Source organism: Cuneatibacter caecimuris, assembly GCF_004216775.1.
GTDB classification, from domain to species: Bacteria; Bacillota; Clostridia; order Lachnospirales; family Lachnospiraceae; genus Cuneatibacter; species Cuneatibacter caecimuris.
The window spans coordinates 303195-319126 of sequence record NZ_SGXF01000004.1 but is presented as its reverse complement, the minus strand read 5'-3'; the positions used below and the strand labels follow the sequence as shown (position 1 = coordinate 319126).

General features: G+C 47.3%; 13 protein-coding genes. 1 reads left to right on the top strand and 12 read right to left on the bottom strand.

All coding sequences use genetic code 11. From position 1 onward, the window contains the following. Positions 1 to 30: 30 nt before the first annotated feature. The 11 genes from EV209_RS11545 to fba form a co-directional block, all read right to left on the bottom strand. Complete coding sequence (locus EV209_RS11545) at positions 31 to 444, bottom strand: MATE family efflux transporter (RefSeq protein WP_130435613.1); 414 nt, start codon at positions 442 to 444, stop codon at positions 31 to 33. Beyond that, positions 428 to 1597 carry an amidohydrolase gene (locus EV209_RS11540; protein WP_130435612.1) on the bottom strand — a complete coding sequence of 390 codons (1170 nt, stop codon included), beginning with the start codon at positions 1595 to 1597 and terminating at the stop codon, positions 428 to 430. Before EV209_RS11540 ends, EV209_RS11545 begins: the two co-directional genes overlap by 17 nt. Beyond that, positions 1584 to 2552: a DMT family transporter gene (locus EV209_RS11535; RefSeq protein WP_130435611.1), complete on the bottom strand. Its 969-nt coding sequence runs from the start codon at positions 2550 to 2552 to the stop codon at positions 1584 to 1586. The genes EV209_RS11540 and EV209_RS11535 overlap by 14 nt, the downstream gene beginning before the upstream one ends. 10 nt (positions 2553 to 2562) lie before the next feature. After that, on the bottom strand, positions 2563 to 3222 hold the full coding sequence (locus EV209_RS11530) for a peptidoglycan recognition protein family protein (RefSeq protein ID WP_130435610.1): 660 nt from the start codon (positions 3220 to 3222) through the stop codon (positions 2563 to 2565). A gap of 159 nt (positions 3223 to 3381) precedes the next feature. Further along, positions 3382 to 4728 (bottom strand): hypothetical protein, encoded by a 1347-nt coding sequence (locus EV209_RS11525; protein WP_130435609.1) that lies wholly within the window; start codon positions 4726 to 4728, stop codon positions 3382 to 3384. 204 nt (positions 4729 to 4932) lie between these two features. Beyond that, positions 4933 to 5322, bottom strand: a complete 390-nt coding sequence (locus EV209_RS11520) for a hypothetical protein (protein ID WP_130435608.1) — start codon at positions 5320 to 5322, stop codon at positions 4933 to 4935. Positions 5323 to 6241: 919 nt separating this feature from the next. Next, a complete protein-coding gene (locus tag EV209_RS11515) occupies positions 6242 to 8281 on the bottom strand; it encodes a beta-galactosidase (RefSeq protein ID WP_130435607.1) in 2040 nt (679 codons plus the stop codon). A gap of 137 nt (positions 8282 to 8418) precedes the next feature. Beyond that, positions 8419 to 9009 carry a hypothetical protein gene (locus EV209_RS11510; protein ID WP_130435606.1) on the bottom strand — a complete coding sequence of 197 codons (591 nt, stop codon included), beginning with the start codon at positions 9007 to 9009 and terminating at the stop codon, positions 8419 to 8421. A gap of 15 nt (positions 9010 to 9024) precedes the next feature. Continuing rightward, entirely contained in the window at positions 9025 to 11145 is a 2121-nt protein-coding gene (locus EV209_RS11505; RefSeq protein ID WP_130435605.1) for a glutamine synthetase III family protein, read from the bottom strand. 141 nt (positions 11146 to 11286) lie between these two features. Then, complete coding sequence (gene srtB, locus EV209_RS11500) at positions 11287 to 12180, bottom strand: class B sortase (protein WP_130435604.1); 894 nt, start codon at positions 12178 to 12180, stop codon at positions 11287 to 11289. A 22-nt stretch (positions 12181 to 12202) separates the two neighbouring features. Continuing rightward, positions 12203 to 13066, bottom strand: a complete 864-nt coding sequence (fba, locus tag EV209_RS11495; RefSeq protein WP_130435603.1) for a class II fructose-1,6-bisphosphate aldolase — start codon at positions 13064 to 13066, stop codon at positions 12203 to 12205. A gap of 232 nt (positions 13067 to 13298) precedes the next feature. Here fba and EV209_RS11490 point away from each other — a divergent pair, with 232 nt between their 5' ends. Then, entirely contained in the window at positions 13299 to 14699 is a 1401-nt protein-coding gene (locus EV209_RS11490; protein WP_243647578.1) for an MATE family efflux transporter, read from the top strand. 179 nt (positions 14700 to 14878) lie between these two features. On the opposite strand, the gene EV209_RS11485 is transcribed toward EV209_RS11490, so the two are convergent. Next, the gene (locus EV209_RS11485; RefSeq protein ID WP_130435602.1) at positions 14879 to 15931 is read right to left on the bottom strand and encodes a peptidylprolyl isomerase; all 1053 of its coding nucleotides are present in this window, start codon (positions 15929 to 15931) and stop codon (positions 14879 to 14881) included. Position 15932 lies beyond the last annotated feature (1 nt).

Here is a 15932-nt window from a genome sequence, read left to right as displayed (position 1 = left end):
ACCTCACGATGCAAACCTTGAGAGTCGCTATCAAGTTCGTCGGTAGCTACGCCTATGTGGACTTTCACCACAGAACATGGGCATGCCCGTCATACGCAAAAATGAGGCCGCCATCACGGCGGCGCTCATGATACACAGCAGCATAAAACTGTTTGCCAGAATTTTTCTGGCTGCATCCTGGTTTTTCTCCCCCAGCTTTATGCTCATCAGCGGCCCGCCGCCGATTCCGGCCCAGTAGGAAAACGCGGAAATCATGGTCACAATCGGGCTGCAGATTCCCACGCCTGCCAGCGCCAGAGCGCCGTCCCCCGGAATATTGCCGATATACATCCGGTCCACCACACTGTAGAGCACGCTGACAAACTGCGCCAGCATTGCGGGCACCGCCAGCCGGGGAACCAGCTTTTTAATGGGGTCGCTGCCCAGATTATTTTCCAGCTTCATCGCAGTCCTGCGCAACCTCCCTGCCGTCTATATATACCCGGCAGATTCTGGTACCGATCTCCATAGGGCAGCCGTCAGCCAGGAGAATATCCGCATCTTTCCCCTCTTCCAGAGAACCTACCCTGTCTTCAATTCCCAGATGTTTCGCCGGATTAATCGTAATTGCTTTCAGAGCCTCATAAGGGTCCATGCCGGATTTTACGGCCAGGCCGGCGCACAGAGGCAGATACTGCTCCGGAATCACCGGAGAATCTGTGATAATGGAAACCTGTACCCCTGCGCGGCTCAAAATTCCGGGGGTTTCAAAGGTCTTATTGCGCAGCTCAAACTTGGTGGCATGGGTCAGGGACGGACCTACCGCAGCGGGGAAACCTTCTTTTGCAATTTCTTCCGGCGCCAGATGGCCTTCCGTACAGTGCTCAAGCGTCAGCTTCAGATTGAATTCCTTTGCAATCCGTATGGATGTAAAAATATCGTCAATCCTGTGGGCATGCGCCTTCAGCGGGATCTCCCGGTTGATCACCGGCAGCAGGGCTTCCAGCTTAGGGTCGTAAGCCGGCCGCTTGAGCACATCATCCCCCGCCGCGTTCATCCTCTCCTGATACTCCTGGGCCTTGCGCAGCATCACTCTCAGTTTTGACGCGGTGGACATCCTGGCGTAATTGTTCTTATCTTTATAGCAGCGCTTAGGGTTCTCCCCAAAAGCGCACTTCATGGCCACCGCCCGTTTCACGATCATATGGTCCACCCTGCAGCCCACTGTTTTAATGGCAGCAAAAGTCCCGCCCAGCACGTTAGAGCTTCCGGGGCCTGTCCCCACGCAGGTCACGCCTGCGGCGGCCGCCTGTCTCAACGTCTCATCCTGGGGGTAAATGCTGTCGATCGCCTGCAGCTCAGGGGTCACAATTTCATTCAGCTCATTGTAATCCTGCCCCTCAAATCCGATGCCGTATCCATCCAGGCCCAGGTGGCAGTGCGCCTCTACAAAACCGGGATATACCTGCAGCCCTGATGCGTCTATCACTTCACAGCCCTCGGGAATTTCCAGGTCCTGCCCTATTTTTCTGATTTTACCGCCTTCCACAAGGATATCCCCCTGGAAGGGCTCTTTCTGCGCCACTGTATGCAGCGTCCCGTTTTTAATGCACAGCATTTTCTTTTCCTCCCTGAATTGTTGTTTTTCTGTTTTGCCTCTGGTAATTCACCACGCCGATTCCGGTGCACACCAGCAGCAGCGCCAGCAGGTTTGTGATTGTCAGGATATTCTCATGCAGGAATATGCCGGACAGCACCGTGCCGAACAGCGGGATCAGCAGGTTGTAGAAGGTAATTTTGCTCACAGAATTATAGCGGATCAACTGGGTCTGCAGGCCAAAAGCCACTGCGGACAGCAGCGCCATGTATCCCAGCAGCAGCATGGCGGAAAAACCGGGCATCTGAAGATGTCCCCCCGTCACCAGGCCGATCAGCATCAATACAAAACCTCCGATGGTCAGCTGCCAGGCCGTCAGCATTACGCTGTCCCGGTTTTTAGAAATATGCTTTGTATACAGGGACCCTGCGGCGCCGCAGGCGGAGCTCAGCAGCACAAAACCCTCACCCATCACATGGAATCCGGCCAGGCTCCCGCCCTCGCCGCCTGTTGTCACCAGATAAAGCCCTGCAAAACCCAAGACGCAGCCCAACAGCTTTTTTAACGTCCAGTGTTCATTTTTGTATATCAACGGCGCGATCAATACCACAATAAACGCATTTACCGAAGAGAACAGGGATCCCTTCGCTCCTGTGGTGTAGGTCAGCCCTATGTAAAAAAAGATATAAGACAGGGTGGTCTGAAGTCCGCCCAGAACAGTGACCGGCACCCAGTCTTCTTTTTTGGGAATCATAGGCCTGCGGGTGAGAAAACCGATCAGCAGCACCATAATTCCTGCCAGGGTGAACCGCACGCCTGCAAAAAGCATTTTTGTGGGAATATCCCCTGCCTCAATATGGAACATCTCGTATCCCACTTTAATCGCAGGAGTCGCGCTGCCCCACAGAGCTGTCACCACCACCGCGCACAGCACGATAAATACCGGCCGCGTAAAAATATTTTGTTTTGTCTCCATCACTTCATCCTCACTGCGTATTTTTTATTCCGGATTTTACATCCGCCTTAAACTGAGCCCAGGCATCCTCATGTTCCACATAATAAAGCGGGCACAGCTTACCCGTCACGTCATAGTGCCGGATCACATCCTCTTCCGTCAGCCCATAATAGCTGCAGAGCCAGGCTGTGAGTTTTACCGCTGACTGATAGGAGCTGTCATTAAACTTGCCGGACTCATCCGGATGGCATACCTCAATGGCGACTGTATCCACATTCCGCTCCTTACTGGTACAGTAGGAAACCTCGCTCAGCGGAATACACTGAATCACTTCTCCTTCCAGCCCCACAATAAAGTGGCTGCTGGCCTGCACAGACTTGCTGTCCTTCAGCCCCTCGAAATAATTCCTGTTGGCAATGGCCCTGGTATTGGGATTCCCTACGTAGTGAATCACAATATTATTGACTTCCTTCAATGGCGTCTGCGGCCTGGAATACGGATTCGGGGTCAAAAATTCCTGCTGCACGTAGGAAGGCAGATTGTCCGGGTTTTTATCCGCAAATGGGTTCGGCAGAATGCCTTTCCCCATGAGCACCACCACCGCCGCCACCAGCACTGCCGCCGCTATGGCAGGAATCAGCCATCTCTCCGGCCTTTTTTTCTTCCTGGGTTCCCATTCCCTTTTTGTCATAAGTACTCCTCTCCAAATGAATCAATCAAAACTGCCTTTTTCCATTGTATCTGATATAGCGAAAAAGTCAAGGAAAGGAAGGGGAGTTTGCCTAAAATAAAGGAGCTGTGAAAAAATTTTGCGGCATAACCCCATTCCCTCAGGATTATACCGCAGGCTTTACTCCATTTCCACCGCCCATAACTCTCCGGTTATCGGGCTAATATAAAAATCATAGCATTTTTGATCCGTGTTACTTAATGTATATATTTTCCACATGGGGTACGCTATATTTTTTGAATAATCATTTTTTACTGACTCTTTTATATATATTAACTCAATGGAAAGAATATCTATTGTAATGTTATCTGTTAATATATTTGACAGTTCCTCCACAATTTTACTAATTGGAATTATCCTCGTGATTGGGTCTCCCACTTCGTTTGTCTGAATCAGTCTGTTACAATCGGCATAGCTCTCTATTTCATTTCTTTTAATAATCATAGCATTTCCAAACGCAAAAGTAAAATTTGCCAGAGGCGGAAACTTTCCATTTGCTAATTTAATGACATCTGTATACCTGATTATATCCTTTGGCGTTGTGTTAAAAGCAATCCCATTGTATGTTTCCCTTGCATATATCTTATACGCGAAAGCGCCGCCGGGAAGCTCGCAAGCCTGAACACCATATACATCATAAAGAATATCCGGATTTGCTCCTTCCAAGTAATAGTTTTGATTGACGTCCTGTTCAAAAAGCGCAATTGCATCTTTTATAGAAAGTGTTCCATCTTCTAACTTAATTTGTTCGTCCGGAATATTTCCATTTTTCAAATCATAATATTCTCCTGAATATAACTGGATTGCCGGATTTTTCAAAACCCTCTCTTTGTCAGTTTGAAGCAGATACTTCTGCATGCCACCGCGGCTGACCCTGGAAAGGCCGTTCCAGAACAAAACCATTTCTCCGGCTGTTTCGTCTCCATGGCAGATAATCACGTCTCCCTTTTTATACTCTTCACTTCCTTCCCGGATTTCAGGAACAACCTGGCTAACGGCTTTCTCTTGCAAGGGATCTTCTGCATAACCCATCAGGAAAATCTGATCATCTTTCAGATCAGGATTAAACTTTTTAAAGAGTTCCGGGCCTTTTTCCAGTAAAGTTTCTACATCATAGTCCAATTTGTTAAGCTCTATTACGGATATCTCATCAGCATCTGTCATATTGATGCTGATCTCTCCGCGAAAATTTGCATAAACCTTGTTTTTAATTTTTTCTTCCGTCTGTTTGGCGTCTTCTCTCGCCTGGGCGAAACTGACATAGGTTTTTTCTGGTTCTGGTATGAGCTGATAGCCTGGTTTTTCATCTTTTAAATATACTTCATTGGAGCTTTCATATTTTGTTTTTTTTGAAGAAATTTCTTCTGTCTGCGATGAGTTAATAGTTGGGTTATATTTTGCGCATCCGAATTGCGTAATAATTAGTCCGATTAAAAATAAAAACAAACTCTTTTTAGTCTTTAGCATAAGCATTCCCCCTGTTATACAATTATTAATCAAAACAATTTTTTATACTTTTAGGCCTTGGTATAATCTAAATCTTGCAACGTAATATAGCTATAAACTGGGCTAATAACAAATTATTATTTTATGGCTTACAAAAGAAAGTATAATCCCAAAAATAATAGTATCAATTTCTTGATACTATTATTTAAACACGAAATCTATATTTTACTGAGCATAAACAATTCCACTTGTACTAACGCTTCCATTAGTATCTAATTTTTGAAAAATTGTGGTTTCCACACCCTTTATATAAAGCAGGTATGCACCTCCTTCTTCCCGGAAAGAAAAAATTTCCGAATTTTTATCATTCGTAATATGAACCATTGCGTAACTTCCACCAGTTCGTGACATCCAGTTTTGCTCGACATCATAATAACCCGTTACTGGCCGCATTACACAATAATCTGTAGTCTTATATTCACCCGCTCCAGGATCTCGGTTAAGATAATATCGATATGTATCAACACCCCTTGCCCAAACTGTCAATGTACTAACAACACCTAATACTCCTGCACATCCTACTACAGCTAGTTTTTTTAATAATTTCTTTTTCATACAAAACCGCATCACCTATTGATGCCCTCCTTTCCTAATTTTCCCAAGCCGCTATATGTTTTTATTATTTTATCAAATTATCGGTTATGTCTCAAGTTTTTTGGCATAAAAGAAATAATAATGGCACAAAAAGATATAACATCAATGTCGAAAAATGCGATAAATTGCCATTGAAATAGTTCATAAAATATTTTATGATTTAATTAGGTTTTACATATGTTTTTTAGGGGGAGGGAAATATTATTTTATTATTTATAGGTGAACTTACTAATAAATGCGATGATAATACAGTTTTACAAAACTCAATTCAACTTTTAAGGGAAAAGCATTCTTATAGTCTATCTTATGAAAAATTTAAAAATATTACAGCTCTTATTAGTGTTTACAAGAAGCTGGATATTATATTTATAAATATTAACGATTATGGAGTTCAAACAGGGGCAGATTATATTACTTTATTATACCAATATCGGCTTTCAGAAAAAGTGGTATTGCTATATAAAAACAAAGATTTTTTGATGGATGCGTTACATTTTAAATTTCTTGATTACATTTTAACTCCTATCAATATAGACTCTTTATCTTTTTGTCTAGAACAAATAATTCTAAAAAAGCAAAATAAGTATTCGTTGCGATATAAGGGTAACTTTATTGATATTTTATATTCTGATATCTATTTCTTCGAATGGAACCGGCACACAATGTATATACATACTAAAGATCAAGTATTAAAAGATAGGAAAACTTTTTCCTACATTTTTACATCTGGAATTCTTCCAAACTATTTTTTTCCGTGCACAAAAGGCATAATTATAAATTTAAATTATGCACAAATAAAAGACAATTATATTTTCATTCTGGAATGCTGCTACAAAATATCAAAAATATATTTTCCATATATAGAAAATTATATGGAGTCTCATAAATCGTACCTCTGTCCCGCCACAACAAGATAACATTCCTTCCCATACAGCAGCTTTGCCGGAACCCTCCACGGCCTGCCCAGGTAATACTCGTCTGCCGCCAGTTCCCCGTCCGCGTAAATCTGGGCCGTATCTCCGCAATACGCAATTTCCGCAAAACCCTGAGGCGAGCTTACGGATATCCTGAACCATTGGCGACTGCGCCGCCCCCCTATATTCAATTCCTCCTCATACTTTGGAACAAATGGTTCACTCACAGGAACCATGCCAAATTCCGCAGGAGAATATTTCCGGAAGACCTCTTTGGTGACAAATTTGTCCCCATCCCAATAATCATAAGAAAAGTCTCCTTCCTGCGCTGCCGTTATCGTCCCGCCATACTCATAGAGATCGCATCCCCTGCCAATATATAAACGCCCTGACAATATTCTGGCATACTGCGCCTGGTCCCAGGTCAGCGTAATGATTTTTACCCCCTTTTCCTCAAACATCATCCCCGCTTCTGTAAAGACTATTTTCCCCTCCTCAAAAGCATACTGAGGATTTATTCCCTCAATCGCAGTGAAAAAATAGGCGCTGCCAAGTTTACACAACGGCTGAGCCGTGGCATATTTAAGCACCTCTCCTCCCACGGGCATCTGAAAAGGCATAAAAAAGCTGATATCTCCTTTGATATCCAGAGGAGGAAACTGTGTCACACCCGTATCAATTACCGCGCCGTAAATATTTTTCAGCGCAAAATTCCTCTGATGATGGTTAATAAACACAAACCCGCTTTTCCCATCGGTCCGCATGGCATACCGCAAGGCTTCCATATCTTTATAATTCGTTGGTAGTTCCGCCTCCACTGTTTCCATAGGAGCTAACATTTCCCCAAAAGAATGGATGAACATGTGCAGCATATTCAGCAGCCTGTACTGAGGGCGTATTTCCCCGTATTCAGAAACAGGCGCCTGAAAATCATAGGATAAAATGGGATAATCATTGGGATATCCTGTATCCTTTGATTCCTGAAACGTTGACAGGCGGCCGGTTTTATTGGTGCCGCCATGGTACATATAATACCCGGTTAAATTATTGCCGCTCCCAAGCTTTACCAGAGACAGCGCATAAGTATCCATGGGGGAAATAAGCGGCCTCCGGTGGTGCGTGGCCTGGATTCCCCCGCCCAGCTCGCAGGTTGCAAACGGATATTTTTCATAGGGAAGCTGCCATCCCTTCTTCTCCTCAGATGGAATCAGATCCGCTCCGATTGCTGTGTCATTCCGCATTTTATTAAAAAAGTAGTGCCTGGAAAGCGGCAGGGGTCCGCTTCCCGGCTCCCACGGGGAATCTGCGTAAGCGCCGAATACAGGAACAACTTCTTCCACCGGAATCCTTGCCCCGGATACGCTGTTCCAACCGGTTACAGTGTAAATCGGCGCAATCAGCCCTGCTTTCACCGCTGATTTTTTTAAGGCCAAAAGGTGCTCCGCATTGTCTACAAGTTCATTTTCCAGTTGAACGGCAACGATATTCCCCCCGTCTTTGTAAAAAAATCCCCGCACTTGTTCATATATTTTCTGATACCATACTTCTGCCTGCTCCATATAACCTGCATCATTACTCCGCAGTTTGTATGGTTTCTGCAGAAGCCAATCGGGAAATCCGCCGTTTCTCACCTCACCGTGCACCCATGGCCCGATGCGCAGCACTACGTCAAGCCCTGTTTTTTTACATTCACATAAAAACTCACGGATATCAAGATCGCCTGAAAAATCGAAATGCCCCTCTTCCTCTTCATGGTAAATCCAGATCAGATAGGTGGACACAATGGAAATTCCTCCTGCTTTCATTTTGCAGAGCTCCCTGTACCAGTTCTTCCGGCTGTCCCTGGAGAAATGATATTCCCCCATTACGCCGGTCCACGGCCTGCCCCCGCGCAGAAAATATAAATTGGAAACTTCTATTTTCTCTCCGTCAGGATTTTCTCCACCAATATTTAAATGATTTTTTATTAACTGAGTTGGTTCATATTCTTTAAAACCGTATCTCATTTTTCCCCCTTGTGAAATCCTGGTCCCAGCTGGATTTCTTTTGATTTTAAAATAATGCACGGGCTTTTTTCATAGCTGCTCTTTCTTTGAAAAAAGGCGCCCGGCCGTTCACTATCGGCCAGAGCGTCTTTTTTATCTCATATAGATTTAATAACGTTTTCTTTTTCTTCCCGATCCACCACCGCGGCGTCCCCCTCAAACCTCAGAAGCCTTACCTTCTGTCCTGATTTGATTCTGTCCGTATCACCAGCAGCCCGGGCTGTATATACCCCGGTCACTCCGTCCGGCGTGGTAATTTCCACGGTTCCCCAGTTTCCTGGCTTAATGGTATTCAGCACTCTCGCTCCCTGAGCCATCAATTCTTCCGCCGTATGGGAAGTTCGTTCTGTTTTCTTCAGATGGTATGTCAGCGTATCAACACCCACGGCACCGGCATAACCCAAAATCAATGCTGCCAAAAGGGCAATCCACCAGGGCTGCTCTGCCGCAAACAGCCGTCCCGCTGTTCCAAAGACCAACAGTCCGGCACAAATGCCCTGCACAGACACTGGCAGAAGGCTCACTACAGAGTCCGCATCCCCCAGACGGATCAGGCATGCCGCTCTCCTCATTCTTTCCTGCAGCCGCTTTAACGCCCCGGCCGGCGCTCCCGCCAGCTGCACCGCCACCAGCTCCAGCAGGGGCACTGCCACGCCGGCTGCCATACATATGGTATAAATTATATCCATTCTTCAGCTCCTGTTTCAGACTTCAAACATCAGGTCTCCATAAGACGGCATAGGCCACATGGATTTATCCACAATCATTTCCAGATGGTCCACCGGGGCTCTTAAATCCTCCATGGCAGGCATCACAAGATCATGGCACATATGGGCCGCCTGGCATGCGTTTTCTTCCCGCACCGCGGAAGCTTTGGAAGCCGCCTCCTGCAGCGCTGCCAAAGCCACCTTTGTTTCTGACAGATATGCGCTGGTTTCCAGCAGAAGCTCCTTCTGCACGCTCACATCCGCCTCGGGGCAAGCCGCCGCTACGCTGGCCATGGAATCTGCCAGCGCTTTTACTGCTTTGATCACCGCAGGAATAATCTGTTTCCCTGCCATATCGATCATGGTTCTCGCCTCTATGTTCACTGCCTTAGCGTAAGTATCGTACTGAATTTCGGCCCTGGACTGCAGTTCAGCGCTGGTATAAATGCCAAAACGCTCATACAGTTTTACTGCTTTCTCTGTCACCAGGGCAGGGATTGCATCCACCATGCTCCTGATATTCGGCAGCCCCCGGCGCTGGGCTTCTTCCACCCAGGCTTCGGCGTAGCCGTTCCCGTTGAAAATAATCCTCTGATGATCCGCCAGGTACTCTTTGATCAAATCATGAACCGCCATTTCAAAGTCCTCAGACTTTTCCAGGATATCCGCCGCTTCCGCAAACGCTTCCGCCACCACGGCGTTGAGCACCACGTTTGCTTCTCCGATGGAATCCCTGGAACCTACCATCCTGAACTCAAACTTATTCCCCGTAAAGGCGAAAGGTGACGTACGGTTCCGGTCAGTAGCGTCCTTGACCAGATCCGGCAGGGAGGATACGCCGGTTTTCAGCGTGCCGCCCTGTTTGGAATGGGTTGCTTCCCCAGTGCTGATCAGCTGCGAGATCACATCCTCCAGCTGTTCACCCAAAAATACTGAAATAATTGCCGGCGGCGCTTCATTTGCTCCCAGCCGATGCTCATTTCCTACATCCGCAGCGCTTTCCCTGAGCAGATCCGCATGAATATCCACCGCTTTGAGAATACATGCCAGCACCAGCAAAAACTGGATATTTTCATGAGGCGTAACTCCCGGGTCCAGCATATTAATGCCGTCGTCCGTAACAATAGACCAGTTATTATGTTTCCCGGAACCGTTCACGCCTTTAAAGGGTTTTTCATGCAGCAGGCAAGTCAGGCCATGGCGCATGGCCACCTTTTTCAATGTCTCCATCACCAGCTGATTGTGATCCACAGCCACATTTGCCGTAGAGTAGATGGGAGCCAGCTCATGCTGCGCGGGCGCAACCTCATTGTGCTGCGTCTTGGCGGAAACCCCCAGCTTCCACAATTCCTCATTCACGTCCTTCATATAAGCGCCCACCCGTTCCAGGATCGCGCCGAAATAATGGTCATCCATTTCCTGGCCTTTCGGCGGCATGGCGCCAAATAAGGTCCGGCCGGTAAATACAAGGTCTTTGCGCTGAAGGTACTTTTCCCGGTTTACAAGAAAATACTCCTGCTCTGCTCCTACAGAGGGCGTCACCCGTTTGGAAGTGGTGTTGCCGAACAGGCGGAGGATCCGCAGGGCCTGGGCGTTCAGCGCTTCCATGGAGCGCAGCAGCGGCGTCTTTTTGTCCAGCGCCTCTCCTGTATAGGAACAGAACGCGGTGGGAATGCATAGAATCACTCCGGCCGCGTCTTCTTTCACGAAAGCGGGAGAAGTGCAGTCCCAAGCAGTATATCCTCTGGCTTCAAAAGTAGCCCTCAGCCCGCCGGAAGGAAAGGAAGATGCGTCAGGCTCCCCTTTAATCAGCTCTTTTCCGGAAAATTCCTCCAGCACTTTTCCGTCTGAATGGGGCGCGGAAATAAAGGCGTCATGCTTCTCCGCGGTAATTCCTGTCATAGGCTGGAACCAGTGGCTGTAATGGGTGGCTCCCTTTTCCAAAGCCCATTCCTTCATGGCATTGGCAACCACTTCGGCTACCATGGGGTTCAGGTCCTCTCTGCCTTCAATGGTCTTTTTTAATTCCGCGTACACCTTCTTTGGCAGCCGTTCCCGCATCACCGCGTCGCTGAATACATTTGAACCAAAAATATCTGATACATTTGACATGCCCATAAATTGCGTTCCTCCGTTTTATCCGCCGGGAATATAATCTCAAAGGAGCCGACGCATTCTCAGCGGCAGCTCCTCTCCTCTTTTGGAAACAAGCTTTAATAGTAATAAGATAACTCATTTCCTGTAAATTTGCAACAATTTTCAGTTCAGGCGCTTTGCATGCACCACAAAGCGGTCCACAGTATCATCTGTGCAGGTGGAAAGCGTCAGTATTTTATCTCCTGCGCCCACGCTGACCCCTGTATCATACAGTGAACGGGATACAATCAGATCCAGGTAGCGCTGAAAAGCCTCGTCATCCGCAAACTGGATCTGAAAGCTTTCGCTGACAGCTCCCGTCTCATAGGCTGAAAAAATCTGATACTGGATCACGCCCTCCGGGGTATACATCTGGAACACAGGGTGAGACTTGTAAAACTGCCCGTCCCGGTAAGCCTGCAGTGTTCCGAACATCTTTTCATTTTTCTGATTATGCCCGTATATAATGGCATTTCTGGATTGAAATTCATCTTCATTCCTGTAGTCCATAAACAGGCATCCCGCTATATTCCAGGTCCCCAGATAAGTATAGCGCAGATAGTGAGTGTTATCCTCTCCCCGCACCACCGGATTGTTCACCTGTGTGCCGTTCATGATCAGCCATCCTATATTATCAGGGTTTACTGCCTTGAGCGCGTCAAAATCCACCGAAAAGCGCACAGGTTCTGTAGGCGGGGGCGGAGGCGCCGTCGTTTCTCCCTGCGTTTCGCCGGAAGGAGTTTCTTCAGTCCCCTGCCCCACGGATGTTTCCGCAGCATCCGAAATACTTTCTTCCGCCGTCGTGGTTTCTGCTGTGGGGACCTCCTCCAGGGTATGCACAAATTCCTGCGCCAGATTATCGTATTCATCTTCTCCGACTTTATATTCACGCCAGATAGTAAACAGCTGAACCGCCGACCAGATAAATACGCCCAGGGCAACAACAAATATCGCAAGCCTGATATAGTCTCCGGCTGTCCTTTTTCTGCGTTTTCCGTCTTTTTTTCTCTGTGTCATTCTGTTATTTCCTGGCTCTGTCTCAGGCCTTGCCAACGGAACCAAACAGTTCCATCTTTTCTTTCACGGTCGCCTTAATCGCTTCCGTGCCGGGCAGCAGCAGCTTTCTGGGATCGTAGCCTTTCCCCTTCTGATCCTTGCCTGCCTCGATATATTCTCTGGTAGCGGCCGCAAAGGACAGCTGGCACTCTGTATTCACGTTGATCTTAGCAACGCCCATGGAGATAGCCTTTTTGATCATATCTTCCGGAATTCCGGTGCCGCCGTGCAGCACAAGGGGCATATCCCCTGTCAGCTTGCTGATCGCTTCCAGTGTTTCAAAGCTCAGCCCCTTCCAATTTTCAGGATATACGCCGTGGATGTTGCCGATACCGGCCGCCAGCATAGTCACGCCCAGATCCGCGATTTTTTTGCACTCTTCCGGATCAGCGCATTCTCCCATACCTACTACGCCATCCTCTTCACCGCCGATGGAACCCACCTCTGCTTCCAGGGACATTCCCTTCTCCGCGCATACCTGGATCAGCTCTTTTGTCTTCGCCACATTCTCCTCGAATGGAAGATGGGAACCGTCAAACATAATTGAAGAAAATCCTGCTTCCACACACTTGTAGCAGCCTTCATAAGAGCCGTGGTCCAGATGCAGCGCCACGGGAACCGTAATATTCAATTCTTCCATCATCGCTTTTACCATTGCAGCAACCGTCTTATAACCTGTCATGTACTTCCCTGCGCCTTCTGAAACGCCCAGAATTACGGGGGACTTTAATTCCTCCGCAGTCAGCAGCACTGCTTTTGTCCATTCCAGATTATTAATATTAAACTGTCCTACGGCATATTTTCCTGCTTTTGCCTTCTGTAACATGTCTTTTGCATTAACCAGCATATTCTTTCCTCCATAATTTGCAATTGAATTCAGGTCCGGCCTCCGGCGCCTGTCTGTTCCCATTATAACGTATTTAAAGCTAAAAAGAAAGACGCATTCTGATTTTTTTTAAACAATGTCCGGGTCTGGTATTTCCTATATAAATGTGGTATAATTGCTGTAAATGAACACGCCCTGGCTGTGATCATGCCGAAGGCTGTTTGAAAGAATTTGGGAAAGGATGTATTTTACTATGAAGCAAAAACAAAATATGGCAGCTCTTTCCGGGCAGGAGCAGAGGCTGGCTGAAGCGCCGGTGGGCAAGCTCCTGTTTTCTTTGGCTGTGCCCACAGTGCTGGCGCAGCTGGTGAACCTGCTGTACAATATTATTGACCGGATGTATGTGGGCCGTATCCCGGAGGCAGGCACAAAAGCCCTGGCGGGGCTGGGCGTGGCTTTCCCCATCATTATGCTGATCTCTGCTTTCGCCGCGCTGATCGGCAGCGGCGGAGCTCCCCGGGCCGCCATCAAAATGGGGCAGAAGGACCATGAAGGGGCGGAAGAAATTCTGGGCAACTCTTTTACCGCGCTGCTGGTGCTGGCAGTGCTGCTTACCGTGATTTTCCTCCCCACAAAGGACGGGCTTCTGATGCTGTTCGGCGCCAGCCAGGATACGCTGCCTTATGCCAGCAACTATCTGGGCATCTATCTGATCGGAACCATTTTTGTGCAGATGACCCTTGGCCTGAATCAGTTTATCGCGGCGCAGGGATTTTCCAAAATCAGCATGATGACAGTGGTGATCGGCGCCGTGATCAATATCGTCCTGGATCCTATTTTTATTTTTGTATTTAAAATGGGCGTGTCCGGCGCTGCTCTGGCTACTATTCTCAGCCAGGGGGTCTCCGCCGTATGGGTGCTCCGCTTCCTGACCGGTAAAAAGACGATTCTGCATATCCGCAGAAAGCATCTGAAGCTGAAGTGGCCGGTTTTGGTTTCCATCACCGCTTTGGGTGTTTCTCCTTTTATCATGAACGCTACTGAATGCCTGGTTCAGCTGACTTTTAATTCCGGCATGCAGAAATACGGCAACGACCTGTATGTCAGCGCAATGGCCATTCTTTTCAGCATCAACCAGCTGGTCTGGCTTCCCCTCTCCGGCGTGGGCCAGGGCGCGCAGCCAATTATCAGCTTTAATTACGGCGCCGGAAATATGCACAGGGTGCGTAAAACTTTCCGGCTGACGTTTGCATTTAATCTGACCTTTTCCATTGTGTTTGTGGGAATTATTCTTTTGTTCCCCAGAATTTTTATCGGCCTGTTTACAGACGACAAACAACTTCTGGAACTAGGATCTTACGGTTTGAGGATCTTCATGGCCGGAATGTGTGTGATGGGCGCGCAGAATGCCTGCCAGCAAACCTTCCTCGCTACAGGCAATGCTAAGATTTCACTTTTTATGGCAATGCTGCGAAAAGTAATTTTGATGATCCCTCTGGCGCTGGTACTTCCGATGTTTATTAACCCGCCGACAAATGGGCTTTACCTGGCGGAAGCGTTCTCAGATGTCCTGGCTGCCACTATCACTACTGTGGTGTTTTTCTCCACTACTTACCGCAGGCTGCGGAAGGCGGATATTGCGCAGCAAACATAATGAAGAGCTGCAGTATTTAATAGAAAGGAGCAACGCCCCCGGTGGGAAATATCGCAAACTTCCTACCGGGAGCGCTGCTCCTTCCATCTTCTATCTACAAACTCATGTCAATCCTATTCTGGGCCAGACTGCTATTCTTTTCTGTAATCATGATATAGAAAACCTGCCCGTTTTACAGATTACCGAACAATTTCTTTTATCAATTTCGTAAATGCTTTTTCATCCACTGTTATTTCTGCTCCCTCAGCCAGTGCTCTGAGATTTTCTTCAAAAGCCTCTTCTATATACTGATAGACCACGCTTTCTTTCACTGACTGAAAAGGCATATCCTCTCCGCCCTCTTTTTTCATCACCTGAAAAATGCCATAGGACTGTCCCAAAGGCAGAATCTCTGAAAACTGCTTCTCCTCCAGACTTTTAAAAGCCTCCATTACAGAGGCGTAAGCAGCATCCTCTTTCCCCACCTCCTCTTCCCGAACAGGCCTTTCCTGGATCACCAGACCAGTATGATAATTTTCGTCTGCCATAGCTTCAATCTCCCCATCGCTCATACCTTTATCCAGAGAGGCTGTAACATCTGCAAAAAGCTGCTGCGCCACTTCTTCTGATATAGAAGAATCACAAACATAAAACTTAACCTCACCTGACACTGCTCCTGTATAAGGCTCCTGTTGTCTGTACCAGTTCTCCAGATCTTCCTCAGTATAATCCGTAAAAGTCTGGTGAAACTGCTCTTTCAGCCTGGTTTTCCCCTGAGAGTAATACCAATTATAATACTGCTCCATAGAGAATTGACTGTTTCCATAAATCACCTGTCCTTCCTCTTCCGCCTGACGGCGTTTCTGGTTTTCAGCATCCATCAGTTTCTCCAGCTCCTGAAAGGAAACTGTTTCCACAAATCCCTCTTCTTTCATCTGCTGCTGCGCTGTTTTAGCCTCTTTCAGTTTCTGAATTACAGCCTCAGAAAGTTTCCCGGCGGGCGTAGTCCCCTCATATTCCTTTTCCCAGAAATCCTCTGCATTACAGTCTGCCTGATAATTGCGGTAAAACCAGCTGCAGATGTCCGCCCGTTCATCCTGGATGTACATGATAATTTCATCTTTCTCTACAGGTATGCCATTTATGGTAATAATATTTTTATTTCCCCGGGCCAGCAATACGGCCGCGAGGCAACCCAATAAAAGGATTGCCCCGGCCGCAGCGGCGATCGCGTATTTACGTTTTCCGCTCATA

Bases quoted from the DNA above. Each gene is read 5' to 3' on its own strand.
- EV209_RS11545 (WP_130435613.1), bottom strand. From the start codon at position 444: ATGAAGCTGGAAAATAATCTGGGCAGCGACCCCATTAAAAAGCTGGTT.
- EV209_RS11540 (WP_130435612.1), bottom strand. From the start codon at position 1,597: ATGCTGTGCATTAAAAACGGGACGCTGCATACAGTGGCGCAGAAAGAG.
- EV209_RS11535 (WP_130435611.1), bottom strand. From the start codon at position 2,552: ATGGAGACAAAACAAAATATTTTTACGCGGCCGGTATTTATCGTGCTG.
- EV209_RS11530 (WP_130435610.1), bottom strand. From the start codon at position 3,222: ATGACAAAAAGGGAATGGGAACCCAGGAAGAAAAAAAGGCCGGAGAGA.
- EV209_RS11525 (WP_130435609.1), bottom strand. From the start codon at position 4,728: ATGCTAAAGACTAAAAAGAGTTTGTTTTTATTTTTAATCGGACTAATT.
- EV209_RS11520 (WP_130435608.1), bottom strand. From the start codon at position 5,322: ATGAAAAAGAAATTATTAAAAAAACTAGCTGTAGTAGGATGTGCAGGA.
- EV209_RS11515 (WP_130435607.1), bottom strand. From the start codon at position 8,281: ATGAGATACGGTTTTAAAGAATATGAACCAACTCAGTTAATAAAAAAT.
- EV209_RS11510 (WP_130435606.1), bottom strand. From the start codon at position 9,009: ATGGATATAATTTATACCATATGTATGGCAGCCGGCGTGGCAGTGCCC.
- EV209_RS11505 (WP_130435605.1), bottom strand. From the start codon at position 11,145: ATGGGCATGTCAAATGTATCAGATATTTTTGGTTCAAATGTATTCAGC.
- srtB (WP_130435604.1), bottom strand. From the start codon at position 12,180: ATGACACAGAGAAAAAAAGACGGAAAACGCAGAAAAAGGACAGCCGGA.
- fba (WP_130435603.1), bottom strand. From the start codon at position 13,066: ATGCTGGTTAATGCAAAAGACATGTTACAGAAGGCAAAAGCAGGAAAA.
- EV209_RS11490 (WP_243647578.1), top strand. From the start codon at position 13,299: ATGAAGCAAAAACAAAATATGGCAGCTCTTTCCGGGCAGGAGCAGAGG.
- EV209_RS11485 (WP_130435602.1), bottom strand. From the start codon at position 15,931: ATGAGCGGAAAACGTAAATACGCGATCGCCGCTGCGGCCGGGGCAATC.